The organism is Mycolicibacterium sp. P4_G11 (assembly GCF_056555145.1).
This window is the reverse complement of sequence record NZ_JBFUJW010000009.1, coordinates 231,506-256,628: the sequence shown is the minus strand read 5'-3', so window position 1 is coordinate 256,628 and position 25,123 is coordinate 231,506. Positions and strand designations below refer to the sequence as shown.

The following is a 25,123-nucleotide window of genomic DNA, read 5'->3' as shown; positions in this document are numbered from 1 at the left end:
GAAGTGAGTGAACACGGCGCCGCGGCCGCCATCGAAATCCTGCCCGTGCCAGGGCTGCCCGAATTCCGCCCGGGTGACGACGTGGCCGCCGTCATCGCCGCCGCCGCCCCCTGGCTGCGCGACGACGACGTGCTGGTGGTCACCAGCAAGGTGCTCTCCAAGTCCGAGGGCCGCATCGTCGCCGCACCGACCGACCCCGACGAGCGGGACGCCCTGCGGCGCAGGCTGATCGACGACGAGGCCGTGCGCGTGCTGGCCCGCAAGGGCCGCACCCTGATCACCGAGAACGCCATCGGCTTGGTCCAGGCCGCCGCCGGTGTCGACGGATCCAATGTCAGCACAACCGAATTGGCCCTGCTGCCGGTCGACCCCGACGGCAGCGCGGCCCGGCTGCGCACCGGCCTGGCCGAGCGGCTCGGCGTCACCGTCGCCGTCGTCGTCACCGACACCATGGGCCGGGCCTGGCGCAACGGTCAGATCGATGCCGCCATCGGCGCGGCGGGACTGGCTGTACTGCACGGCTATTCCGGTGTCCAGGACACCCATGGCAACGAATTGCTGGTGACGGAGGTCGCCATCGCCGACGAGATCGCGGCCGCCGCCGATCTGGTCAAGGGCAAGCTCACCGGTATCCCCGTCGCCGTCGTGCGGGGCCTGTCGCCGCGCGACGACGGCTCGAACGGCCGAACCCTGGTGCGCGCCGGTCAGGACGACCTGTTCTGGCTGGGCACCGAGGAAGCACTGGCGTTGGGCCGCAGGCAGGCTCAGCTGATGCGTCGTTCGGTGCGCACGTTCAGCGCCGAGCCGGTCGCACCGGAACTCATCGAGGAATCCGTCGCCGAGGCCCTGACCGCGCCCGCACCGCACCACACCCGCCCGGTCCGCTTCGTCTGGGTGCAGGACCACGACACGCGGATCCGGTTGCTGGACCGCATGAAAGACAAGTGGCGGACCGACCTGACCGGCGATGGCCGGCCCGCCGATTCGGTCGACCGGCGCGTCGGACGCGGCCAGATCCTCTACGACGCACCGGAACTCGTCATCCCGTTCCTGGTTCCCGATGGCGCACACAGCTATCCGGACGCGGCCCGCACCGACGCCGAGCACACCATGTTCACCGTCGCGGTGGGCGCCGCGGTACAGGGGCTGCTGGTGGCCCTGGCCGCGCGGGATGTCGGCAGCTGCTGGATCGGGTCGACGATCTTCGCCGCCGACCTCGTGCGCGCAGAGCTCGACCTGCCGGCCGACTGGGAGCCGTTGGGCGCCATCGCGATCGGCCATCTGCCCGAGACCGACGAGCCACGCACACCGCGGGAGCCGGTATCCACCGACGAGCTCTTGATCCGCCGATGAGCGACACCCTGCACGCCTCCGTTGTGGCAGCGCTGCGCGACTGGCCGGCCCCGGACGCTGACCAGGACACCTTGCGGCATGCTGTCGCGGCATTCGTCGCAGCCCGGCCCGACGCCTGCCGGCGGGCCTGCGAGCCCGGACACATCACCGCGTCGGCACTGGTGCTCGATCACACCCGGACCAATGCCCTGCTCACCCTGCACCCGCGTTTGGGCCGCTGGGTGCAACTCGGCGGCCATTGCGAGGACGTCGACACCGACATCCGGGCCGCCGCACTGCGTGAGGCCACCGAAGAGTCCGGTATCGCCGGATTGACTATCGCCGAGTTGCCGGCCGCGCTGCACGTGCACGCGCTGACCTGCTCACTGGGCGTACCGACCCGGCATCTCGACGTGCAGTACCTGGCCGTCGCGCCCGAGCACGCCGAAATTCATTGCAGCGACGAATCGCTGGATCTGCGGTGGTGGCCCCTGGACGCGTTCCCGGACCCCGACCCCGGCCTGGAACGGCTCGCGCGGGCCGCTCAGACGTCCGTCGAGTAACGAATACCGCCGTCGGGGATGGTGACCCCCGGCCACACCCGCGCACCGCGCAGCAGCTCGCACCGGGCGCCGATGTTGGCACCGTCACCGATCACGCCGTCGCGGATCAGCGCCCGCGGGCCGATCCGGGCGCCGAACCCGATGATGGACCGCTCGATCACCGACCCGGCCTCGATCTTGACGCCGTCGAAGATCACCGCACCGTCCAGCCGGGCACCGGCGCCGATCTCGGCGCCGCGGCCCACCACGGTCCCGCCGATCAACAACGCACCGGGCGCCACCGCGGCACCCTCGTGCACCAGGCTCTCGCCGCGGTGCCCGTCGAGCACCGGCGACGGCGCGATACCGCGCACCAGATCCGCTGAGCCACGGACGAAGTCGTCGGGCGTACCCATGTCACGCCAGTAGCTGGCGTCGACGTAACCGCACACCTTGAAACCGTCGGACAGCAGCTTGGGGAACACCTCGCGTTCCACCGACACCTCACGGCCGGTGGGGATCTCGTCGATCACCTCACGCTGGAACAGGTAGCAGCCCGCGTTGATCTGGTCGGTCGGCGGGTCCTGCGTCTTCTCCAGGAACGCCGTCACCACACCGTCGGAATCGGTTGGCACACAACCGAACGCCCGCGGGTCACTCACCCGCACCAGGTGCAGTGTGACATCGGCCTGCCGCTCGAGGTGGCTGGTCAGCATCGCGCGCAGGTCCAGGCCGGAGAGCACGTCACCGTTGAACACCATGGCGGTCCGGTGGCGCAGCTTGGGCGCCACGTTGGCGATACCGCCACCGGTGCCCCGGGCCTCCTCCTCCACCACGTACTCGATCTCGAGGCCCAGCTTGGAACCGTCGCCGAATTCCTCCTCGAAGACCTCCGCCTTGTACGAGGTGCCCAACACCACGTGGCGGATGCCCGCGGCGGCGATCCGCGCGAGCAGGTGGGACAGGAACGGCACACCAGCGGTCGGCAGCATCGGCTTGGGGGCCGAGAGGGTCAGCGGGCGCAGCCGGGTGCCCTGCCCACCCACCAGGATGACCGCGTCGACGTCAACCGGATTCACCGCGTCACTCAACTCGCGTCCTTTCACCATGACTGAAGATGTTTGCGCCGATGCAAGCCCCCGCCACCATCGGTCGTCGCAGGTAGCCTAGTTTGCCCGACGGCGCTTACGCCTGGAATTGCCCACCACTGCGCGTTCGCGGGCACCGAGGGCCGATTTGATGGTCCATCGCAGCGGGGCCTGCCACCAGCGCGGATGCCGGTCGGCCAGGAATGTATAGGTGCTGCGGTGGTGCGCGGCCAGGTTGCGGGCCGGGTCACGTCCGGTGGAATGTCCCTTGTCGTGCAGGATTTCGGCGGCCGGGACGTACACGTTCTGCCAGCCCCCACGTGCCAGCCGGTCGCCCAGGTCGACGTCCTCCATGTACATGAAGTAGTTCTCGTCGAATCCGCCGATCTGCCGGAACGCCTTGGTGCGCAACAACAGACACGAACCCGACAACCAGCCGACCGCGCGTTCGCTCGGCTCCAACCGGTCCTGGCGGTAGGCCGCCGTCCACGGGTTGGATTTCCAGAACGGACCGACCACGGCATGCATGCCGCCGCGGATCAGGCTCGGCTGATGCCGGGCCGAGGGGTAGACCGAACCGTCGGGGTCGCGGATCAGCGGTCCCACCGAGCCGGCGGCCGGCCATCGCGCCGCACCGGCGAACAGCTCGTCGATGCTGTGCGGGCCCCATTGCACGTCCGGGTTGACCACCACGAAGAACTCCTGGTCGACGACGCTGTCGGGCGTGTCCAGGTACGCCGCCACCGCGCGGTTCACCGCGGTGCCGTAGCCGAGGTTGCCGCCGGTACGGAACAACTCGACATCGGCATACCGGTGCAGGGCCGCCTCGGGGGCACCGTCGGTCGATCCGTTGTCGGCCATCACCACCAGCAGCTTGCGTTCGGTGGCGTGCGCCAGCGTCTTCAGGAAACGGTCCAGATGCGGGCCGGGTGAATAGGTCACCGTCACCACGAGCAGCGGGCGGTCCGGCACAGGTGATCTGTCGGACTGCGTCCTCGGCGGTCCGGAAGGCTCCTCGATCACGGGCTAGAGGTTAGCGGGCCGACGGCCGTACCCGCACCACGGTGTGACCCGCCGAACCTCGGGCTACCGGCCACGGCAACCGCTCACCAGTAGCCTGTCCTGGTGCCAGGTCGACTGTTCCGCATCCTCGCCGTCATGATGACGGTGCTCGTGATGGTGGGCACCGGCGTGGCCTGGAGCAGCCTGCGTTCGCTGGAATCGGGCATCAACCGCATCAGCGCCGCGGCCCTCGGCGGCGGGGGCGACGACGGTGCCGTCGACATCCTGCTGGTGGGCATGGACAGCCGCACCGACGCGCACGGAAACCCCTTGTCAGAGGACGAACTCGCGACGCTGCGGGCCGGCGACGACGTGTCCACCAACACCGACACCATCATCCTGGTGCGCATCCCCAACAACGGGCGCTCGGCCACCGCCATCTCGATCCCGCGCGACTCCTATGTGCAGTCGCCGGGTCTGGGCAAGACCAAGATCAACGGCGTCTTCGGTCAGGTGAAGCTCGAGAAGATGAAGGAACTCGTCGAGCAGCAGGGCGAGGACGCGGCCACCGCGGAACCGAAGGCCGTCGAGGCCGGACGCGAAGCGCTGATCAAAACCGTGGCAAAGCTCACAGGCGTCACCGTCGATCACTACGCCGAGGTCGGATTGCTGGGCTTCGCCTTGATCACCGACGCGCTCGGCGGCGTCAACGTGTGTCTGAAGAACGCCGTCGACGAACCGTTGTCGGGGGCCAACTTCCCGGCCGGCTGGCAGAAACTCAACGGCCCGCAGGCCCTGAGCTTCGTGCGGCAGCGCCACGATCTGCCCCGCGGCGACCTGGACCGGGTGACCCGCCAGCAGGTGTTCATGGCGTCGCTGGCGCACGACATCATCTCCGGGCAGACGCTGTCCAGCCCCAGCACCCTGAGCCGGCTGCGCCAGGCCGTGCAGCGGTCGGTGGTGCTGTCCGACGGTTGGGACATCATGGATTTCGTCCAGCAGATGCAGAAGCTGGCGGGCGGCAACGTGGCATTCGCCACCATCCCGGTGCTGGCCGAGGACGGCTGGAGCGACGACGGCACCCAGAGCGTCGTGCGGGTCGATCCCGCGGAGGTGCAGGAGTGGGTGGCCGGTCTGCTCAAGGACCAGGCCGACGGCAAGACCGAGAAGCTGGCCTATACGCCCGGCAACACCACCGTCGACGTGGTCAACGACAGTGACATCAACGGACTGGCCGCGGCGGTGTCGGAGGCACTCACCGCAAAGGGCTTCGTCGCAGGCAAGATCGGCAACAACGAGGCCGACCACGTGACATCGAGCCAGATCCAGGCCGCGAAGTCGGACGACCTCGGGGCGCAGGCCATCGCCCAGCAACTGGGCAATCTGCCCGTGGTGGAGAACGCCTCGGTGCCCAGCGGTGCGGTGCGGGTGGTGCTGGCGCACGACTACGCGGGCCCCGGCTCCGGCCTGGAGGGCGGAACGCACACCGTGACGCAATCCGCCGCCGACACCACCGATTCCGGCGCGGCCACGCCGGTGCCGCCGTCCCCGATCATCACGGCGGGTACCTCCGATCCGAAGTGCGTCGACTGACCGTGACCAATCTGTCCAGCGCGATCCTCGACCCGTTGCTGCGCGCCGACCCGGCCGGGCCGCGCATCACCTACTACGACGACGCCACCGGCGAGCGCATCGAGCTGTCGGCGGTGACGCTGGGCAACTGGGCCGCCAAGACCGCCAACCTGCTGCGTGACGAACTGGGCGCCGGGCCGGGCAGCCGGGTCGCGGTGCTGCTGCCCGCGCACTGGCAGACGGCGGGCGTGCTGTTCGGAATCTGGTACATCGGCGCGGAAGTTGTTGCCGGCGAATCACTTCCGGCGGACTGTGACGTCGCGCTGTGCACGGCCGACCTCTTCGACGCGGCCGACGAGACCGGCGCCGCCGAGGTCGTGGTGCTGTCACTCGACCCGTTCGGCAAGTCCGTCCCCGACCTGCCGATCGGGGTCACCGACTACGCCACCGCCGTGCGGGTGCACGGCGACCAGATCGTGCCCGAACGCGCGCCCGGTCCGGCACTGGCCGGCCGCTCGGTCGACGACGTGCTCGCCGAAGCCCAGAACGGTGCCGCGGCAAAGGGATTCACCGCAGGCACCCGGCTGCTGTCGACCGCCGCCTGGGGTACCGCCGACGAACTCGTGGCCAACCTGCTGGCAGTCTTCGCCGGCGGCGCCTCCCTGGTGCAGGTGGCCAACCCCGACGCGGGCGCGCTGGAGCGGCGCCGCGCGACGGAGAAGGTCACCCAAGACCTCTAGCCCGACGCGTCAGCGCAGCAGAGCGCGGGACATCACGACCCGCTGAATCTGGTTGGTGCCCTCGTAGATCTGGGTGATCTTGGCGTCGCGCATCATGCGCTCCACCGGGAAGTCGACGGTGTAACCGGCTCCGCCGAACAGCTGCACGGCGTTGGTGGTGACCTCCATCGCGACATCCGAGGCGAAACACTTCGACGCCGCCGAGATGAAGCCCAGGTTGCCTTCACCACGCTCGGCGCGGGCCGCGGCGCTGTAGACCATCAGCCGGGCCGCCTCGGTCTTCATCGCCATGTCCGCGATCATGAACTCGACGCCCTGGAACTGGCTGATCGACTTGCCGAACTGCTTGCGGTCCTTGGTGTAGGCGATGGCCGCGTCCAGCGCACCCTGCGCCACCCCGACGGCCTGCGCGCCGATGGTGGGGCGGGTGTGGTCGAGCGTCGCCAGGGCGGTCTTGAAGCCGGTGCCCGGCTCGCCGATGATCCGGTCGCCGGGGATGCGGCAGTTCTCGAAGTACAACTCGACGGTCGGCGAGCCCTTGATGCCGAGCTTGCGCTCCTTCGGGCCGATGGTGAAGCCCTCGTCGTCGAGGTGCACCATGAACGCCGAGATGCCGTTGGCGCCCTTGTCGGGGTCGGTCACCGCCATCACGGTGTACCAGGTCGACTTGCCACCGTTGGTGATCCACGCCTTGGCGCCGTTGAGAATCCAGTCGTCGCCGTCGGCCTTGGCGCGGGTGCGCATGGCGGCGGCATCGCTACCGGCCTCACGCTCGGACAGCGCGTACGACGCCAGCTTGCCGTCGACGAGGTCGGGCAGCACCTTGCGCTTGAGGTCGTCGGAGCCGCTCAGGATCAGGCCCATGGTGCCGAGCTTGTTGACCGCGGGGATCAGCGACGCCGAGACGTCGACCCGGGCCACTTCCTCGATGACGATGCACGCGGCGACCGAGTCGGCGCCCTGGCCGCCGAACTCCTCCGGCACGTGGACGGCGTTGAAGCCCGACGCGGTCAGCGCGTCACTGGCCTCCTGCGGGAAGCGGGCGTGCTCGTCGACGTCGGCGGCGTACGGAGCGATTTCCTTCTCGGCCAGGGCCCGGATCGCGGCCCGAAGTTCCTGATGCTCTTCCGGCAGCTGAAACAGATCGAATGACGGGTTACCGAGAGACATTGATGGCTCCTTGCCTGCCCATGTGGCGAGATACGGGTTGTTGCTACTCGCCGGTAACTTTACCGCCCCTGGCCCGACACCTTCTGCAGACCACGGACCAACTCGCGGTAGGTGCGGTGATAGACGGTGCGCAGCGTCTCGCTACGGCGCAGCACGTCGACGGCCGTCACCGGGCCGAGCAGCAGCACCGGATGCCCGGCGAAAACCGAGGTGGTGTGCTGCATGCGGGCCGAGCGGTGCGCCGCCGACTCCAGTTCGGCCTGGTAGTAGTCGCAGTACTCCGGCTGGGTGAAGAACACCTTGTTGAACCCGATCGCGAACGGGGCCAGCCCGGCTCCGTCGTCGAGGTACTTGAGTGTGCCCACCGCGACGCCGGGCCAGAACTCGTTGAAGACGTCGTCGGCGATGACAACGCCGCCGTCGGCCAGCGTGGCCTCGGCCAGCTGCATGTCGCTGTAGACGATCTCCTCGGTGTGCCCACCGTCGACGCTGAAGAACCGGATGGGCCCACCCGCCTCCTCCAGCAGCACCTCGGGTGCCAGCTTGGTGGAGTCGCCCTGGTGGATCACCACGCCGTCCATCGACGACCACACGTCGACGTTGCTGGTGAACTTCGCCAGGTCACCGGCCCCGGAACCGTCGATGTTGAGGTCCTGGTCGCCGAAAATGTCGATGGCAACGGACTTTTCGTCGTCTCGCTGCAACAGGTTCAGGCCGATGAACAGCTTGCCGTGGTGCACGCCGATCTCGGCGACCGCACCGGCGACGGACCTGGCCCGCTGGGCCTCGTCCAGCGCCCCCGCGACCAGGAGCACCTCTGGCTCCATGAATCCCGTGACGAGCTTGTGGCCGACGCTGCGGTACCGCGCGAATGAAGATTTCATCGATCGTGAGCTTACTTGCCCAGCAACCGATTCCGTAGCGCCTCGTCCTTGGCGAGCACCATCTGCTCCAGGTCCGCCTGGAAGCGCTGCATCCGGGCACGCAATCCGGCATCGGCCGACCCCAGGATGCGTACCGCCAGCAGGCCCGCGTTGCGCGCGCCACCGATCGACACCGTGGCCACCGGCACACCGGCGGGCATCTGCACGATCGACAGCAACGAGTCCATGCCGTCGAGCCGGGCCAGCGGCACCGGCACGCCGATCACCGGCAGCGGGGTGGCCGACGCCACCATCCCGGGCAGGTGCGCGGCACCGCCGGCGCCGGCAATGATCACCTCGACGCCCCGGTCCGCGGCGGACTTCGCGTAGTCGAGCATGCGCTGCGGGGTGCGGTGCGCCGACACCACGCCGACCTCGAACGGCACCTCGAACTCGGCGAGCGCGGTGGCCGCGTCCTCCATCACCGACCAATCGCTGTCACTGCCCATGATCAGGCCGACCCGCGGTCCAGCCTGTCCGGCCACGTGCTCACTCATGTCCACTCCATCCGTCCGTCCACTCAGCGTGCGACAACCAATGCGCGGCCCGTACGGCCCGCTCGCGCACGTCTGCCACGTAGTCCTCGTCGTCGAGCGAGCCGCCCGGCGCGCCGACGATGTTGACGTGCCCGATCTTGCGGCCGGGCCGCTCCCCCTTGCCGTACAGGTGCACCCGGGCCTCGGGCAGCCGGCCGAACAGGTGATGCAGCCGCTCGTCCATGGTCATCTCCGGCTGCGTCGGCGCGCCCAGCACGTTGGCCATCACCGTCACCGGGGCCAGCGGTGCCGTCGACCCCAGCGGGTAGTCCAGCACTGCCCGCAGATGCTGCTCGAACTGGCTGGTCGTCGCGCCGTCCATCGTCCAGTGCCCGGAGTTGTGCGGCCGCATGGCCAGCTCGTTGACCACCAACGCCCCGTCGACGGTCTCGAAGAGCTCGACCGCCAGCACGCCGACCACACCGAGCTCGTCGGCGATCCGCAGGGCGAGCTGTTCGGCCGCGGTGGCCACTCCGGAGTCCAACCGCGCCGCAGGCGCGATCACCTCGACGCAGATGCCGTCCTCCTGCACGGTGTGCACCACGGGCCAGGCCGCGCCCTGCCCGAACGGCGAGCGCGCGACCAGCGCGGCCAGCTCGCGCCGCATGGCGACCTTCTCCTCGACCAGCACGGCGACGCCGTCGGCCAGGTAGCCCTCGGCGGCGGCGCGGGCCTGTGCCACGTCGTCGGTCAGGGTGACGCCCTTACCGTCATAGCCACCACGGCTGGCCTTGACGACGAGCCCGCCGCCGACCTCAGCGGCGAGTTCGTCGATGGCATCGAGATCGGCGGCCGACGCCACCTCCCGGTAGCGCGGCACCGGCGCACCGAGTTCGGCCAGCCGGCGGCGCATCACCAGCTTGTCCTGCGCGTGGACCAGCGCCGACGGCGGCGGGGCCACGTTGACCCCGTCCGCGACGAGGGCCTCCAGCAGCTCGGTGGGGACGTGCTCGTGATCGAACGTCAGAGCCGACGCACCGGCCGCCACCTCACGCAGCGCGGCGAGGTCGGTGTGCGAGCCCAGCACCACCGCCGGACTCACCTGGGCGGCCGGCTCGTCGGCGGAGACCGCCAGCACCCGCAGGGTCTGGCCGAGCGCGATGGCTGCCTGGTGGGTCATGCGGGCCAGCTGGCCGCCACCGATCATTGCCACGACGGGGGGTTGCGTCACGGCGCCTAGTTTGTCACGCACCACGGATGTCCCCCGAATCTGCCTATGCCGCCTAGCTACCGCCCGCTACCTGCACGGGTACGTGAAATGCAGGTACTTTCCGTAAACTGCCCGATTATGTCGTTCACCGAGGCCACAATCGCGCGGCTCCCGCGAGTGATCAGGCCGTTTGCCGAACGGCATCACGAGCTCATCAAGTTCGCGATCGTCGGCGCCACCACGTTCGTCATCGACTCGGGCATCTTCTACACGCTCAAGCTCACCGTGCTCGAGCCCAAGCCGGTGACCGCGAAGATCATCGCCGGCATCGTCGCGGTGATCGCGTCGTACGTGCTGAACCGCGAATGGAGCTTCCAGAACCGCGGCGGACGCGAGCGTCATCACGAGGCCCTGCTGTTCTTCGCGGTCAGTGGCGTCGGCGTGCTGCTCAGCATGGCCCCGCTGTGGGTGTCCAGCTACATGCTGCAGTTGCGCGTGCCCAACGTGTCGCTGACCGTCGAGAACATCGCGGACTTCGTGTCGGCGTACATCATCGGCAACCTGCTGCAGATGGCGTTCCGGTTCTGGGCGTTCCGGCGCTGGGTGTTCCCCGACGAGATGGCGCAGCACGCACCCGACATGACGCTCGAGGCGACCATGACCGCCGGCGGTTTCGCCGAGGCCTACGACGGGCTCTCGGACGACCCTCAGCTGGGCGACTCCTCCGACCCCAGGGTGTCGAAGACTTCGTGATACAGCAGCGAGTGGACCTGCTCCACTCGCGGAATGTCATGGAATTCCAGCGGATCCTGCGATGCCGACTCGATGATCAGGGTGCCGGTGCGCAGTATCCGGTCGATTAGTTGGTGCCGGAACTCCACACTGTTGATGCGGGCCAGCGGAATGTCGATGCCCGACCGGGTCAGCACCCCGCGCCGGAACATCACCCGGCGGTCGGTGATCACGAAATGCGTTGAGCGCCAGTTCAGGAACGGCCAGACGGTCAGCCACCCGACCACCACCAGCCAGATCACCCCGATCACCGCGAAGATGATGTTCTTGGCGTTGCTGTCCCAGTTGGTGTGGTTGACCACCGCCGCGACGAACGCGGCCAGCGCCGTCCCGGCCAGGAGCACCACAACCGGGCCGATCAGCCGTTTCCAGTGCGGGTGCCGATGCAGCACGACATTCTCGTCGGCCGCCAGCACGTTGTCCGGGTAACCCATACCCAGACTCTAGGTGGTGCTGGGCCGCAAATGGACGACGTCGCCGGCAGAGACGGCGACGACACCGTCGGCCGAGTCGATCACCAATGAACCGTTGACGTCGATGTCGGTCGCCTGTCCGACCACCTCGCGCCCGCCGGGCAGCTCGGCCCGCACCGACTGCCCCAGCGTGCTGCTGTGGTCGCGGTAGACAGCCAGCAGCTCGACGTTGCCGCCCGCGCGCCATTCGGCGATCCTGGCATGCAGACGATTCAGCAGCGCCACGGCCAGCCGCTGCCGGTCCGGTTGCGCCACACCGAGACTCAACAAAGACACGGCCACCGGGTCGGGCAGTTCGTCAGCGGCGAGCGACACGTTCAGGCCGATCCCGACGACGATGACGGGCGACCCGCCACCGGGTGCGGCGACCTCCGCGAGGATCCCGGCCAGCTTTCCGGTGCCAACCAAGACGTCGTTGGGCCACTTGAGTGCGGCCTGCACGCCGGCCACCTCGGCCACCGCCTCGACGACGGCCACACCGGCCGCCAGCGACAGCAGTCCCCAGGTTTCGCTCGGCACGTCGGTGGCGTCCACGCCGACCGACACCAGAATCTGTGAGCGCGGCACGGCCGTCCAGGTGCGGCCCTGGCGTCCCCGGCCCGCGATCTGATCCTCGGTGAACAGGGCCACCCCGGCGACCTTCTCACCGGCCTGCGCCCGGGCCGCGAGATCGGCGTTGGTGGAACCGGTTTCGGCCACCACCTCGACGCGCCAGCGGTCGCCGGACTCCGCCTGGATCGCCGCGGCGTCCAGTGGCAGGCGGTCAGCAGTCATTGGTTACCTTCTTCCCGGCGAACCGATCCGCCATCCAGTCGAGCATCTCCTGCGCCGCGGGCGGGTTGTGTCCACCCCGCGGATCGAATTCCGCGGTCACCGTGCCACCGAGCGAGCAGGCCCGCCCGATCGCGGCCTTGGTCCAGCCGGCATCGATGAAGGGGTCCTGACCGCCGTACCAGACGTACAGCGGCGCCGTCAGCCGTCGTTGCGGAATCGCCCACGCCTGCAACAGATTCTGCAGCCGCTCGGCGGCGTCCGGCGAGACCGGGAGGAAGTCGCGCGGCCCGAGTTGCCCGGAGGCGACGGCGCGCTTGTAGGCCGCGTCCGCGCTGCAGTCCGTCAGCACATTCCAGTAGCGCGCCGCGCCGCCGTGCCGGTAGTCGTCCCGGTTGAGGTCGGTGTGCAGCCGGGCCAGCGATTCGATCAGTGCCTGCAGCACCGGCCGCTGCTCGCTGGTCAACGTGCCCGTCTGCGATTTCGACACCAGGCCACTGACATCGGCCGCGGGAGCGACGGCGACGGCACCGACGAGCGTGAGCTCCGGGGCGTAGGGCTCGGCCTGTTCGTCTGCCGCCCATGCCGCGGCGCCGCCCTGAGAGTCACCGAAGGCCGCCCATGTCGTCCCGACGTCACCGAACACATGACGCGCCGCGCGGACCGCATCGATCAGGTTGAGACCGGCGGTGCGGGCGTCGGAGTACGGGTGGATGCCCTTGACGCCGAGGCCCTGGTAGTCGGGCAGCGCGACGGCGTACCCGAGATTGATCACCACTTTCGCGATGGGCAGCAGGTTCATCAGCGTCGGTGACAGCGACGGCCCGCAATTGTTGTCGATGCCCAGGGTGCCGTGGCCGAGGGCCACCACCGGCCAGCCGCCCTTGGGCGCCCGGCCCAGCGGGGTGAGCACCGCACCCGAGACGACGGTCTGTGCACCGGTGTCACCCGAGGTGGAGCGGTACACCACCCGTGCGGCGCGAATCCCCTGGCCGTTGAAGGTGCTGGTGACTCCCGGCATGGTGGTCGCCGACAGCAGGCTGCCCGGACCGGAGCCGGCGAGATCGGCCGAACCGATCGGCTCCGGAGCGCCCGACAGCGGGATGAACATGTCCAGGACCTTCGAGGTCCCGATCAGCACCAGTGGCCGCAGGTAGGTCGCGGCGGTGAGTCCACCGACGACGAGTACGGCGACCACGATCCACGGCAGGGCTTTACGCATCAAAGGGGATTATTCACCGGCGGTCGCCCGAACGGGTTCAGTAGGCGCCGGAACCGCCGATGATCGTGCGGAAAGTCTTGGCCGCGATCAACAGATCGTTGGTGATGGACCAGTTCTCGACGTAGGACAGGTCGAGTCGCACCGAGTCCTCCCACGACAGATCGGCCCGGCCACTCACCTGCCACAGCCCGGTGATCCCGGGGAGCACCAGCAGCCGGCGGCGCACCTGCTCGTTGTAGGTGTCGAATTCACGGCGCAGCGGCGGCCGCGGACCGACCACGCTCATGTCGCGGCACAGCACGTTGAAGAACTGCGGGAGCTCGTCGATGCTGTAGCGCCGCAGGTACTTTCCGACGAGCGTGACCCGCGGGTCCTCGTGGATCTTGAACAGCACGCCGCTGCCGCTCTCGTTGAGATCCAGGCTGATCAGGTCGTCGACCATCCGGTCGGCACCCTGCACCATGGTGCGGAACTTCGTCATCTGGAAAGGCTTGCCGTCCAGGCCGATTCGCTCGGAGCGGTAGAAGACGGGGCCGCGGCTGGTGAGCTTGATGGCGATGGCCGACAGCACCATCAGCGGCGAGGTCACCGTGAGCGCGAACAGCGCGACGAAGATGTCGAAGGCGCGCTTCTGGAGTTTCTTGGTTCCGCTGTACTGCGGACGCTCGACGTGGATCAGCGGCAGTCCGGCGACGGGACGCATGGTGAGCCGAGGGCCGGCGACGTCGATGACGCTCGGCGACACGACCATGTCGATGCCCAGCTTGTCCAGCTCCCAGGACAGCTCGCGCATCCCTTCCGGCCCGAGATGATCGGTCGTGGTGAGGGCGACGGCGTCGAAAGCGGCCTTGGTGATGGCATCGGAGACCTGGGACTCGTTGCCGAGCACCGGCAATTCGCCGACCCCGGCCACCTCGAAGGTGCCACCTGCCGGGCGTCCGGTGAGGCAGACGCCGGCGACGGAGTAGCCGTACCACCACTCGCGGTGCAGGGACTGCACCAGATTGGTGACGGCGCGCGGGTCACCGACCGCCAGCACCGAGGAGACGCACTTGTTGCGCCGGCGCAGCCGCGCCAGCACCCGGCGGCAGACGGTCCGGCCGACCACCAGACCGACCAGGCCGAGCGGCAGCGCGACGGCCAAGTAGCCGCGAGCGTAATCAGGGCGGAAGATCATCAGTGCGACGGCGATGATGCCGACGGTGGCCAGCGTCGCGGAGAAGACCCGGCGGTACTCCTCGACACCGGCGCCGACGATGCGCGGCGAACGGGTCCGGTACGCGGCCAGCATGGCGAGCCAGATCACGGCGACGAAAAGGGACAGCACCGAGTAGTACGAGAAGACGTGCAGGTACGTCGAAGTGAATTCCAGTGACGCATTCGGTGTACCGAGCTTGACGAACTGGGCACTCGCCAGGGCCAACACCACGACGAGCAGATCGAATGCGATCAGGCACCACCGGTAGCGCGATTGCCAGGCCCGGTCAGCTAAAGGTGCGACGGCCCGTACAGGAGGCGCGGGAGAAGCCTTTGGAACGAAGAGTTCTTCTGCCACTGACACTGACGCCTGCTCCCTCCCATTTGCTGGAAGTTCGCTATAGCCCCCGCTCAGCGAACTGCGACTACTATCGCATCGTTTGCTCGAAATTACCACCGATCGGAAAAATAGGCAGGTCAACCACAGTGTCCCTGCAGAGCAGCCTTAGCGAACCCGGCAAACTGATAGAAGAACGTCAATTCCCACCCGATCGGCGAAAAGTCATAGTCCCTGGGCAGCGCCACCGCAACCACTGAACCCTGATTCGTCGAATAGCACTGCCGGAAGACCAAGCGGGCACGCGGCAGGTGATACCGCCAGCTGACCACGATGATCCGGTGCCAGGCGCGGCCCTCGGAAAGTTCGCGCATCATCATGGCCTCGCCGCGGGTCGTCAGGATCTCCGGCTTCCGGCAGATCACCTCGATGTCCGTCGCCGGCGCGCAGGCGCTCTTCATCTGCGAGTCGCCCGGCAGATACGGATTGGACAGCACGACGGTGCGCGCCCAGCCCTGCCGGGCCAGGCTCAGTCCGTACTGTTCGCGGCCGTCGTGTTCGCCGGCGAGCACGATGATGGCGTCGGCCCGCTGCAGTTGATCGGATTTGGCGTTGGCGAACAGCGCCACCCCGGCGAGCCCCACATCGACCAGCACCACGACCGTGACCACGGCGATGACCCGACGAATGACCCGGCCGAGTTCAGCGCGCGGCATGGTCCGCAAGTTGTTCCCCACACATCTCGCGGTACTGCTGCCACATGCGGCGACCCAGCTCGCGCTGCCCGGCGGCGCTGTAGTGCCGGTCGTCCGGGCTGTTGTACGAATCCCGAGGTCCCGGCACGAAGGTGATCAGCGGCCACCGGTTCGGGGTGTCGGCGTGCACGGCGTCGATCGCCGCGTAGGGCTTGCCGCTCAGCTCCATCTCCTCGGGCACCATCTGCCCCAGGACGAACGGCAGGTCGGCGCCGTACCGCGCGCGCAGGTCGCCGATCAGCGAGTCGAGCTTGGCCTGGTACTGCGCGCCCGAGATCAGCGGCACGTCGGTCTCGCCCTGGTGCCACAGCACGGTGGCGATCTCACTGCCGGGAAACCGCGCCAGTGCCGCATCGATGGCCGCCACCGCCCGGCGGTACAGGTTCACCCGGGTCTTGCGGTCGGCCGGATCCCAGGTGTGCCCGTTCTTCGGGGTGAACGAGGTGTCGCCCCGCGCTCCGGGGATCAGCAGCACCGGGCGCCCGGTGGCCTCGGCGAGTTGTTTTGCGAAGGTCGGGCCGAAACCGACGTATTTGCACGGTATTTCGTGCAGCAGCGGCTGCGTCGCCAACACCGCGGTGCCTTTGGACGGCCCGCACATGGCCCACTGGTGCACCAGCGGATGCGGCCGGTCCAACCCGTCGGGCTCGACGGGCAGCCCCATGCCGAACGCGTTGGACTGCCCGAGGATGGGCAGGATCAGGTACGGCCGTTCGGTGGCGCCGACGGCGGTGCCGCGCGGCGCGATCAGTCGCTTCACGATGCACTTCGCCTCGATCAGCAACTGCTGATGAATCGGGCTGTCGCCGTCGGGATTACGTGGTTCCCTGCGCAGGACAGTCATTGACCGCCTCGCCTCCCCTGAATCGTTCTGCCAGCCACCGCAATTGACCCGGACCGTCGATGTCCGCGTGCCCGCCATCCGGCTGGAAATTCCAGACCACCGTACCGCCCAGCGAACACGCCCGGGAGATGGCGGCCTTCGTCCACGCCGGATCGAGGAAGCTGTCCTTGCCGCCGTAGACCACCGACATGGGTGCCGACAACGGCTGCTGCGGCAAAGCCCAGTCCTGCAGGTAGCGCCGCAGCCGGTCGGCGGCCGCCGCGTCGACCGGCGCCAGGTCGGCCGGTCCGATCTCGTCGATGGCGGCGGCACGGTAGGCGACGTCGGGACCTGAGCACGCCGACAGCACCTTCCAGTACCTGGTCGCCGCGCCCCTGCGGTAGTCGTCGCGGTTCAGGTCGGGATGCAGCCGGGCCAGCGACTCGACGATCGCCTGGAATGCCGCCTGCTGGTCCTTGGTCATGGTGCCGGCCTTGCCCTGGTCGAAGATGCCGGCCTTGTCGACGATGCCCGCCACATCGGCCGACGGCACGCTGGCCGCCGCGCCGATCAGGTCGAGTTCGGGGGCGTACGTCCGCGCCTGTTCGTCGGCGGCCCACGCCGCACCGCCGCCCTGCGAGCCGCCGAACACGGCCCAGCGGTTGGAGATGTCGCGGAAGGTGTGGCGCAGGGCCCGAACGGAGTCGATGACGTTGCGGCCCGCGGTGCGGCTGTCGGTGTACGGATGGACGCCGGGCGCACCCAGTCCCTGGTAGTCGGCGAGGGCGACGGCGAAACCGAGGTGGACGAAGCCCTGCACGAACACCACGTTGCCGAGCAGATTCGCCGACAGCGACGGCGCACAGGGCTGGTCGATGCCGGTGGTGCCGTGCGCCAGCGCGATCACCGGCCAGCCGCCGTCGGGCGCCTTGCCCATGGGCGTGAACACCGATCCCGACACCACCGTCGGCGCGTCGGTGTCGCCGGAGGTGGACCGGTAGACAACGCGGGCGGCCTGTAGGTCCTTGCCTTCCACCGAGTTGGTCACCGTGGGCATGGTCATCGCACTGATCAGGCTGCCCGGGCCGGAGGCCGTGAGGTCGGCGGTGCGGATCGGCATCGGGTTACCGGCGCCGCCGTGCCGCAGCTTGTCCAGCGCCCAGCTACCGACCTGCCACATCACCGGCAACGACGCCGCGATCAGGAGCACTGCGGCGATCGCGGCACCCCATTGGATCGCACGACGCATTCAGGACCACCTGGTCCGGTACCGCTTGGCGAATTTCATGACGGGCTCTTCCACCGCGTAGTACGTGACGGCCGAGACCACCAGTGTCACCGCCAGGACGAGCGCGACGTTGCGCAGCATGCCGGGCACGGAGTCGCCGGCCATCAGACCCCAGCGTCCCATCAACAGCATGAGTGGGAAGTGCCAGAGGTACGCCGACAGCGAGACCTTGCCGACGAACCGGAAGGGCGCGGTGTCGAGCAGCTCCGCCAGCCCGGACCGCTCGCCGCGGAACAGCGGCGCGACGATCACCAGGATGCCGAGCGCGCACAGCACGGCCAGGGCCGACGTGGCGTACGGGTTCGCCAGCGCGATCAGCCCGAGCATGACGACGCCCACCGGGAACATCGCCAGGAAGCTGTACAGCCGGACGCGGCGGCTGAGCTTCTCGCGAATCACCTTGTGCTCCATGGCCACGACCAGTACCGCGGCCGCCATACCGAACGCGAAGGTGTCCGAGTTGGTCAGGAAGGTCTTGGTATAGACCGCGACCCAGTTGGCGCCCCAGTTGATCTGCGTCGGGTCGGTCAGATGCAGCGCCGAGATCATCCACGGCACGAATGCCCGGCCGATGAACCCGAGCGCGATCAGCAGCGCCGGCCCGAGCGTCACGATCAACCACGGCCGCAGGTTCGAGCGCCGGCCGAGGGCGAACAGCAGCATGCCCAGCAGCGGGATCGACAGGTAGAAGGCGTATTCCAGCGTCAGCGACCACGACGGGTTCAGGCCCGTCTGGAAGTACTTCGGGATGTACGACTGCGTCAGGGTCAGGTTGGCGATCAACTGCCACGGGTCGGTGATCATGCCGGTGCCGTCTTCGGTGCGGGTCGGCTGCAGCGACGCGTTCTGCACGTAGACGATCTGCAGCAGGTAGTTGCACAGCAGGAAGATCACCAGGTAGCCGGGCAGAATCCGGGCGATGCGGTGAACGGCGAAATTCGCGGTGCTCGGCAGTTCGCGCTGCTCGATCAGGTTGCGCACGTACGGCAGGAACAGCAGGAACCCGCTGAGCGCGTAGAAGAAGATCAGCGACAGCCCGACCAGGTTCGTCTTCCAGTGGGAGGCGGTCAGCGGTGAGTAGTGGCCGGTGACGTGCATGACGGCGACGCCGAGGCACGACAGCCCGCGGGCGCCGTCCAACCCGATGATGCGGGCCCGGGTCCGGACCGGTGCCGATGTCGGCGCGTTCACTGTCCTGCTCCCTGGGTGGATTCGAATGACGGACAACTGTTGGGCGCGGGAACGCCGTCGAAGCGGTCCTTGATCCAGTCGGAGGACATGGCCACGTCGATGTCGGCGTGCCCCTTGGTCGGCTGGAACATGATGTCGATGACGTCGCCGAGCCGGCACGCGGCGGAGAGCGCCTTGTTCGTCCAGTCCGGCAGCAGCAGCGTGTCCTGACCCCCGTACAGCACCAGCATCGGCGCGGATGTCGGGTCCTTGGGCAAGCTCCGCTTGGCCAGCAGTTCCTGCAGGTTCGCTTCGGCCTGCGGGCTCGCGGGCCGCAGGTCCTCCGGCGTGATCTTGTCGATCGCCGCGGCCCGGGCGGTGGCGTCCTCGGTGCGGCACGACGCGAGGACGTTCCAGTGCTCGGCGACGTCGCCGCGGCGATAGTCCTGCAGGTTCAGCGACGGATTCTCTGTGGCCAGTGCGGCGAGGATCAGCTGCAGGATGGCGCCCTGCTCTTTCGACAGGCTGCCGGCCGCGGCCCCGGCGGCCAGGCCGGTGAGATCAGTGGCCGGCGACAGGCTGACGGTGCCGACGAGCGTCAGTCCGGTGCCGTAGCGGGCGGCGAGTTCGTTTGCGGCCCAGGTGGCTTGGCCGCCCTGGGATACCCCGACGGCGAGCCAGCGGTCCGCCGATTCCGGCACCAGCCGGTGCGCCGCCCGCGCGGAGTCGATGACGTTGTAGCCCACCGTGGTGGCATCGGCGTACGGATGGCCGGCGGTGCCCGGCCCGAGGCCCTGGTAGTCCGGCAGGCTCACCAGGTAGCCGGCCTTGACCAGCGCGGTGACCGTCGGCGAGAGACCGAGCAGCGTCGACGACCCGGACGGCCCGCACTCCGGTTGCATGCCGGACGTGGCGTGGCCGAAGACGACGATCGGCCAGCCGCCCGGCGGCGGCGTCCCGTTCGGCACGAACACCGAACCCGAGACCTCGGTGTGCTCACCGGTGATGCCCGACGTCGACGTGTAGGCGATGCGGGCCGCCAGCGACACCGCCGATTTCAGCCGCAGGTCCAGCGTGGGGAACGTCGACGCCGACACCAGTGCGCCGGGTACCTGACCGGCGCCCTTGGTGTCCGGTTTGAGATCGATCCCCGGAACCGTAACGGGCCCGGCCTTTTTCGGGGGTGAATCACTCTGGCAGGCCGGTGCGGTCAGGCACACCGCGGCGAGCAGACCCGCCGAGACCGCGCGCCGCAGCCGCCGCGAGTTCATCCCGGCGTCCCGGCGCTCGCGTCACCGACCACCCGTTCGAGGTGCCGGCGACTCTGTACCCGGTCCAGGATCAGCGCCCGGGCGATCACCGCGAGGACGCACAGCGCGAAACCGAGCACCGTCCCGGTCATCACGTAGGACCACACCCCGCCCACGCGCTCCGCGGGACTGGCGTCGTCGATGACGACGAGCGTCGCACTGGTACCGGCGACCAGGGCCAGCCGGGTCCCCACTGCGACCATGTCGTTGACGACCTCGTGCGCGATCTGCGTGGTCTGGTCGGCGTCACCGCCGGTGACCGTGACGTTCAACATCGCTGTGGCACTGGGCAATATGACGATCCGGGCGGCGAGTTCCTTGTCGGACTCGATCAGGCCCAGCTTCTGGATGATCGGCGCGGTGATCTGTGAGCTGGTGGCCAACTGCCGGTAGGTCTCCATCAGGCCGAGCATGTCGGCGTCGCCGTAGTAGGCGTCCAGCGGCGAGGCACTGCCCTCGGTCCTGACGAACACCGATGCGGTCGACTGGTATTCGGGCTTGGCGTTGTCCCAGCCGACCCAGCCCACCAGCGCGCTCGCGATGGTGGTGATCAGCACGAGCACCCAACTGTTCTTGACGAACAGCACGTAGTCGCGCACCCGCGGCACTGCCGCCGGGGTGATCACGTTGCCCCCACGCAGACGTCGGCGACGCGCTCGCCGTCGAACCGCGCCTGCAGCCAAGCCAGCGCGTTCTGCATCGTCTGATCGTTGATCTGGCCGCTGTCGCCGACGCCGCGCATCACCACGATCTGCTGGCCGCGGGCGCAGGCGGCCCCGGTGGCCGCCAGCACGCCGGCCGGCGGATTGACCGTGTCGGCCGTGCCGAATGCCACCAGCACCGGCGGATCAGCGGGTCCGGCAGCGGCACCGGGCAGTGCGACGGCGCCGAGGCGGCGCTTGAGGTCCGCGGCCGCGGCCGCATCCTTGGCCTGGAAATCGTTGGGCGTCAACTGGTTCAGCGCCAACTGAGCAGACGCGACGTCGCGCGGGGCGCAGTCGACCAACAGGTCCCACTGGTCTTTGAGTTTCGCCGAGCGGTGCGCGTCGAGATCGAAATCGGGCTGCATGGTTTCCAGGCTCTGCAGCATCCGAATCTGCAGCCGATATTGGTCGGCCGTCGCCAGCGCGGCCGTGCGGTCCGGGTCGGCCAGCGGCGCCAGATCGGCGATCGGGTTGACGGCCACCGCGCCCACCATGTTCATGCCCGCGCCGTAGGCCCCGTTGCGTTCTGCCGCGGCCCACGCGGCCAGGCCGCCTTCGCCGGCGCCGAGGGCGCCCCAGTTGGTGCTGGTGGACGGTACCGCGCGATGGATCGCGCGGGCGGCATCGATGATGCTGTTCCCGAGGCTGGCCGTATCCAGGATGGAGTGCTGGCGGGCGCTGGCACCCGGGTCGATGCCCAGCCCCTGATAGTCGGACAGGGCGATGGCGAAGCCGCGCCGCAGATAGACCGACATCCCGGTCGAATAGCCCCAGAACTGCGGGGCGAGGGTCGGCGCGCACTTGGGCAGCAGCCCGGTGGTGTCGTGTCCGAACGAGATGATCGGCCAGCCGCCCTTCGGCGCCGGGCCGGCGGGCACTGCGATCAGGGCGCTGACCTGGATGGGACGGCCGTCCACGCCGCTGGTCGAGCGGTAGACGATGCGCGCCGCGGTGGCGCCGGCCTCGTCGAAGCTCCGGTCACCTTTGACGGGCTTCAACTCGACCAGCGAGCCCGGGCCGTCGTCGGTGAGGTCGGGAGCCGGGAGGGCCTCGGCGCCCGGGAACATCGGCGTCAGTTCCCGGGTGGGACGCGAGTCGTCACCCGACCGGGGCGGCACCGGGCCCGACTGGCCGCACGCAGCCACGGTGACCAGCACCGCAGCCAGTGCCAGTACGGTGCGCCGCAGCTCAACCCGACGTCGCATCACGGCTTCTGGTGCGCCGCCGTCTTGGCCTCGGACTCGGGTGCGGCCTTGGGCGCGGCCTTGGCTGCCGCCTTCTTGCCGCCACCGGACTTCGGGCCGTCGGACCCGCCGATGTGGATCTTGAACTCGACCGGTTCGTCGGTGGCGACCGAGCCGATCAGCACCGCGTTGGCAGACTTCAGGGTCTGCACGGCACGGGTGAGCGCGCTGCTCGTGGTGTGCCGGATGCGGCCGACCAGCAGCGCACCGTCGGACAGCGCGGCGGCAACGGCACCGTCGTTGTACTTGCCCAGGGACGGGGTATCCACGACGACGTAGTCGAACTGGGCAGACAGTTCGGCGAACAGGTTCGAGGTGTGGTCGCCCGCCCACAGCTCCCCCGGACGGGTGGTGGCGGGGCCGGCCGGCAACACCGCGATCCGGTGCTGACCGACGGGAACCTCGGGGATCAGGCCTTCGGCGAGGGTGTTCTCGCCGACCAACACGGTGGTCAGACCGCGATCGGCTGCGCCTTGACGGGCCGCCGGCGTCAGGTCCAATCGCTGCGCCACCGCCGGGTTGCGCAGGTCACCGTCCACCAGCACCACGCGCTTGCCGGTCTCGGCGAGTGCTGCGGCCAGGTCGATCGCCACGGTCGTACGTCCGTCGGACCGCGACGGGCTGGCCACCGCGATCACCCGAGCGGCTTCATCACGGTTTGCCGGCACGGCGAACCGCAAATTGTTCCGGAGCTCGCGCAGGGCCTCGGGGTAGGCACCCTCGGCGGCCAGGTCGACCACCGGCGCGTGGCTTCGCGCCGAGTCCGCGGGCAACGCGCCCATGAGCAGCGACCCACTGGCGTCGGCCACGCGCTCGCGGCCACGCACCCGGCGGTCGATGATGCCGAGCGCGATCGCGGCCAGCAGACCGAGGACCGCGCCGCCTGCGATGCCCATCCCGATCCGGGTGATCATCGAATAGCCAAGGGGCTTGGTCGGATAACCGGCCTCGTCCACCACGATGGCGCCCGCGGCGGGGCKGCCGCCGCGGCGGGAGGTCTCCAGCTCCCCGACCAGTCCGGCGAGCTGATCGGCAACCGCGCTGGCATAGGTCTGCGCCTGGCCCGGATCCTTGTCTGTCACCGAGACCTGCAGCAACACCGTCTTCGGCAACGGGACGGCGGTGATCTTGGCCCGCAGCTCGTTGGCGGAGATGGTGGCCTTGAGCTGGTCCACCGCACGGGCGGCCACCTGCTCGCTCATGGCGAGCGTGGCGTAGGAGTTCACGCGGTCCTGGGAGAACAGGTTGTTCTGGTAGGCCTCGGTGACCGAGGTGCCGTTCTGGGTCGCCACGAACAGCGTCGCGCTGGACTGGTACTCGCGATCGCCGAATTCCCACCACGACCAGCCCGCGACACCCCCGACAACCGCGAGCGCCACGATCGCCCACCAGTACCGGCCGAATATCCGCAGGTACTCTTTGATCTCCAAGGTCGTGCCCCTTATTTCAGCAATGCGACAGCTCACAGATTAACGGCTGGGAACCGGACCGACCATTCAGACTCGCCACGGGTCCGGGCAACCTGCTTGAGCTTAGCTGGTTGAGCTGAGAACATAGTCGGCATGAACGCCCGTTTGGGTCAACTCGGCAATCTTAAATCATCGGCCGGGATTCTGGCTGGGATCATGGGCTTGGTCTGGTTGGCGACGTCTTTCGGCCAGCTCACTTTGTTGGGCATTGTCGCTATTGCCGCACTGGTCGCCGGCATCTATGTCGGTTTGCGGCATCCACTGTGGTTCTTGTACGGATTGGCGCTCGTCACCGGTGCTCTGCCATTCGGGTATTTCCCTGGCGTTCACGTCCCCTTATATCTGCCGTTCGCATTCGGTGCAGTGGTCGCGTTGTTCGTGCATCCCCGACTGGCCCGCCCGATTCACCCGATGGAATGGTCGATCATCGCTCTGGTGCTGACCTCGATCGCCTCCGTCGCGGTAACCGGCGTCGGCATGGGCGACGTCATCCAGATCGTCCGGTGGTCCGTCGTGACCCTCGTCGCGATCGCACTGAGCAGCCTGACCACCGAGCATCTGGAGAAATTCGGCCGGATATTCGTCTACGGGACGTTGTTCAACGCGGTATTCGGCTTGTACATCGTGGCTTTCGACCCCAATCAGACCTCGTTCCGATACCTGCGAGTCTTCGGCTATGCCGCGGAATACACCGCCACCCGTTTCGCCTTCACCGACGGCGGCATGGCCCGCTCCATGCGACTCGGCGGCACGTCGGTCGATCCCAACGCCGAAGGCATCGCGCTCGTGGTCGCGATCGCCGTCGCCCTGGTCGTATTTGCCGGCTGGCAGCGCATCGCGATCACCGGCATCTTCGCGGTCGCGTTGCTGCTCACGCTGAGTCGGGCCGGCATGTTCACCGTCGTCGCCGGGACGCTGCTGGTGCTGGCCTTCCACACCATGCGGTCGAAGGATCGCGCGCTCGCCATCGCCGCCATGGTGGCCGCCCTGGGCCTGGCTGCGGCGATACCCGAAGTGCGCACCAGGTTCATGCATTCCTTCAGCAGTGACGACGTCGGCTCCACTTCACGAATTGATGCCATCCGCGAATTCCCCGATACCATGGCCGGCTACTGGTTGTTCGGAAAAGGCTGGAACCGACTCGAATTCCGGGACGGCAACTATGCCTTCGTGCTGAACCACGTGTCGAACGCGCCATTGCTGACGATTTACCGCGGCGGCATCTTCACCGGCCTGGCGTTCTTTGCGATCATGCTGATCGGTTGCATCATGAGCTACCGGGCCATCCGCTCCAATTCATTTCCATGGGCGGTGTATGGCGGCATCTTCATCGGATTCTGCGTTGTCGCGCTCCAACTCGATCACCCGGTGGTCGGTATCCCGCCGGCCACCCTCAAATTCTCGATTTTGCTGGCATTCCTGGTGCATATAGACCGACAACGCCGAGAAGAGATACGGCTGCGACACGCCCAAGCAGATTCACAGCAAATGCCCATTACTGCTGCACACTGAG

At 68.4% G+C, this 25,123-nt stretch carries 24 protein-coding genes; 6 read left to right on the top strand and 18 right to left on the bottom strand.

What is annotated here, in order from left to right; all coding sequences use genetic code 11:
* Positions 1-3 precede the first annotated feature (3 nt).
* Entirely contained in the window at positions 4-1,353 is a 1,350-nt protein-coding gene (locus AC1U2B_RS21045; protein ID WP_480218338.1) for a coenzyme F420-0:L-glutamate ligase, read from the top strand.
* The gene (locus AC1U2B_RS21040) at positions 1,350-1,895 is read left to right on the top strand and encodes an NUDIX hydrolase (protein ID WP_480218306.1); all 546 of its coding nucleotides are present in this window, start codon (positions 1,350-1,352) and stop codon (positions 1,893-1,895) included. Before AC1U2B_RS21045 ends, AC1U2B_RS21040 begins: the two co-directional genes overlap by 4 nt.
* Here AC1U2B_RS21040 and manB read toward each other — a convergent pair.
* Positions 1,877-2,953 (bottom strand): mannose-1-phosphate guanylyltransferase ManB, encoded by a 1,077-nt coding sequence (gene manB / locus AC1U2B_RS21035; RefSeq protein WP_043392895.1) that lies wholly within the window; start codon positions 2,951-2,953, stop codon positions 1,877-1,879. The two genes, AC1U2B_RS21040 and manB, sit on opposite strands and share 19 nt — an antisense overlap.
* An 87-nt stretch (positions 2,954-3,040) precedes the next feature.
* A complete protein-coding gene (locus tag AC1U2B_RS21030; RefSeq protein WP_071285847.1) occupies positions 3,041-3,934 on the bottom strand; it encodes a glycosyltransferase family 2 protein in 894 nt (297 codons plus the stop codon).
* 186 nt (positions 3,935-4,120) lie between these two features.
* Between AC1U2B_RS21030 and AC1U2B_RS21025 the strand changes: the two genes are divergently transcribed.
* Positions 4,121-5,557, top strand: a complete 1,437-nt coding sequence (locus AC1U2B_RS21025) for an LCP family protein (RefSeq protein ID WP_480218337.1) — start codon at positions 4,121-4,123, stop codon at positions 5,555-5,557.
* 2 nt (positions 5,558-5,559) lie between these two features.
* Positions 5,560-6,276: a TIGR03089 family protein gene (locus AC1U2B_RS21020; protein WP_480218305.1), complete on the top strand. Its 717-nt coding sequence runs from the start codon at positions 5,560-5,562 to the stop codon at positions 6,274-6,276.
* Positions 6,277-6,285: 9 nt separating this feature from the next.
* Here the strand turns inward: AC1U2B_RS21020 and AC1U2B_RS21015 are convergent, their stop codons facing one another.
* From AC1U2B_RS21015 to AC1U2B_RS21000, 4 genes are read right to left on the bottom strand one after another with little or no spacing between them, the layout of a single operon-like run.
* Positions 6,286-7,446 carry an acyl-CoA dehydrogenase gene (locus AC1U2B_RS21015; protein ID WP_260940054.1) on the bottom strand — a complete coding sequence of 387 codons (1,161 nt, stop codon included), beginning with the start codon at positions 7,444-7,446 and terminating at the stop codon, positions 6,286-6,288.
* Positions 7,447-7,505: 59 nt separating this feature from the next.
* A complete protein-coding gene (locus AC1U2B_RS21010; protein WP_071285849.1) occupies positions 7,506-8,330 on the bottom strand; it encodes a class I SAM-dependent methyltransferase in 825 nt (274 codons plus the stop codon).
* A gap of 11 nt (positions 8,331-8,341) precedes the next feature.
* Positions 8,342-8,866, bottom strand: coding sequence for a 5-(carboxyamino)imidazole ribonucleotide mutase (purE, locus tag AC1U2B_RS21005; protein WP_260940055.1), 525 nt, complete (start codon positions 8,864-8,866; stop codon positions 8,342-8,344).
* Positions 8,859-10,076 (bottom strand): 5-(carboxyamino)imidazole ribonucleotide synthase, encoded by a 1,218-nt coding sequence (locus AC1U2B_RS21000; RefSeq protein WP_480218304.1) that lies wholly within the window; start codon positions 10,074-10,076, stop codon positions 8,859-8,861. Before AC1U2B_RS21000 ends, purE begins: the two co-directional genes overlap by 8 nt.
* Before the next feature lie 117 nt (positions 10,077-10,193).
* On the opposite strand from AC1U2B_RS21000, the gene AC1U2B_RS20995 reads away from it, so the two are divergent.
* The gene (locus AC1U2B_RS20995; protein ID WP_071285855.1) at positions 10,194-10,808 is read left to right on the top strand and encodes a GtrA family protein; all 615 of its coding nucleotides are present in this window, start codon (positions 10,194-10,196) and stop codon (positions 10,806-10,808) included.
* On the opposite strand, the gene AC1U2B_RS20990 is transcribed toward AC1U2B_RS20995, so the two are convergent.
* The 12 genes from AC1U2B_RS20990 to AC1U2B_RS20935 form a co-directional block, all read right to left on the bottom strand.
* Positions 10,763-11,281 carry a PH domain-containing protein gene (locus tag AC1U2B_RS20990; protein ID WP_480218303.1) on the bottom strand — a complete coding sequence of 173 codons (519 nt, stop codon included), beginning with the start codon at positions 11,279-11,281 and terminating at the stop codon, positions 10,763-10,765. The genes AC1U2B_RS20995 and AC1U2B_RS20990 overlap by 46 nt on opposite strands.
* Positions 11,282-11,290: 9 nt before the next feature.
* Positions 11,291-12,094, bottom strand: coding sequence for a biotin--[acetyl-CoA-carboxylase] ligase (locus AC1U2B_RS20985; protein ID WP_260940057.1), 804 nt, complete (start codon positions 12,092-12,094; stop codon positions 11,291-11,293).
* Entirely contained in the window at positions 12,084-13,313 is a 1,230-nt protein-coding gene (locus AC1U2B_RS20980) for a lipase family protein (RefSeq protein WP_480218302.1), read from the bottom strand. Before AC1U2B_RS20980 ends, AC1U2B_RS20985 begins: the two co-directional genes overlap by 11 nt.
* A 37-nt stretch (positions 13,314-13,350) precedes the next feature.
* The gene (locus AC1U2B_RS20975; protein ID WP_480218336.1) at positions 13,351-14,868 is read right to left on the bottom strand and encodes a sugar transferase; all 1,518 of its coding nucleotides are present in this window, start codon (positions 14,866-14,868) and stop codon (positions 13,351-13,353) included.
* A gap of 119 nt (positions 14,869-14,987) precedes the next feature.
* Positions 14,988-15,563, bottom strand: coding sequence for a YdcF family protein (locus AC1U2B_RS20970; RefSeq protein WP_260972317.1), 576 nt, complete (start codon positions 15,561-15,563; stop codon positions 14,988-14,990).
* Positions 15,550-16,446, bottom strand: a complete 897-nt coding sequence (locus tag AC1U2B_RS20965; protein WP_480218301.1) for a sialate O-acetylesterase — start codon at positions 16,444-16,446, stop codon at positions 15,550-15,552. Before AC1U2B_RS20965 ends, AC1U2B_RS20970 begins: the two co-directional genes overlap by 14 nt.
* The gene (locus AC1U2B_RS20960; RefSeq protein ID WP_480218300.1) at positions 16,418-17,674 is read right to left on the bottom strand and encodes a lipase family protein; all 1,257 of its coding nucleotides are present in this window, start codon (positions 17,672-17,674) and stop codon (positions 16,418-16,420) included. Before AC1U2B_RS20960 ends, AC1U2B_RS20965 begins: the two co-directional genes overlap by 29 nt.
* Complete coding sequence (locus AC1U2B_RS20955; protein WP_480218299.1) at positions 17,675-18,904, bottom strand: acyltransferase family protein; 1,230 nt, start codon at positions 18,902-18,904, stop codon at positions 17,675-17,677.
* A complete protein-coding gene (locus AC1U2B_RS20950; protein WP_480218298.1) occupies positions 18,901-20,154 on the bottom strand; it encodes a lipase family protein in 1,254 nt (417 codons plus the stop codon). The genes AC1U2B_RS20955 and AC1U2B_RS20950 overlap by 4 nt, the downstream gene beginning before the upstream one ends.
* Complete coding sequence (locus AC1U2B_RS20945; protein ID WP_260940065.1) at positions 20,151-20,819, bottom strand: YveK family protein; 669 nt, start codon at positions 20,817-20,819, stop codon at positions 20,151-20,153. The genes AC1U2B_RS20950 and AC1U2B_RS20945 overlap by 4 nt, the downstream gene beginning before the upstream one ends.
* Positions 20,816-22,102 (bottom strand): lipase family protein, encoded by a 1,287-nt coding sequence (locus AC1U2B_RS20940; protein ID WP_480218297.1) that lies wholly within the window; start codon positions 22,100-22,102, stop codon positions 20,816-20,818. Before AC1U2B_RS20940 ends, AC1U2B_RS20945 begins: the two co-directional genes overlap by 4 nt.
* The gene (locus tag AC1U2B_RS20935) at positions 22,102-23,571 is read right to left on the bottom strand and encodes a tyrosine-protein kinase domain-containing protein (protein ID WP_480218296.1); all 1,470 of its coding nucleotides are present in this window, start codon (positions 23,569-23,571) and stop codon (positions 22,102-22,104) included. Before AC1U2B_RS20935 ends, AC1U2B_RS20940 begins: the two co-directional genes overlap by 1 nt.
* Before the next feature lie 132 nt (positions 23,572-23,703).
* Between AC1U2B_RS20935 and AC1U2B_RS20930 the strand changes: the two genes are divergently transcribed.
* Positions 23,704-25,122: an O-antigen ligase family protein gene (locus AC1U2B_RS20930; RefSeq protein WP_071285873.1), complete on the top strand. Its 1,419-nt coding sequence runs from the start codon at positions 23,704-23,706 to the stop codon at positions 25,120-25,122.
* Position 25,123 lies beyond the last annotated feature (1 nt).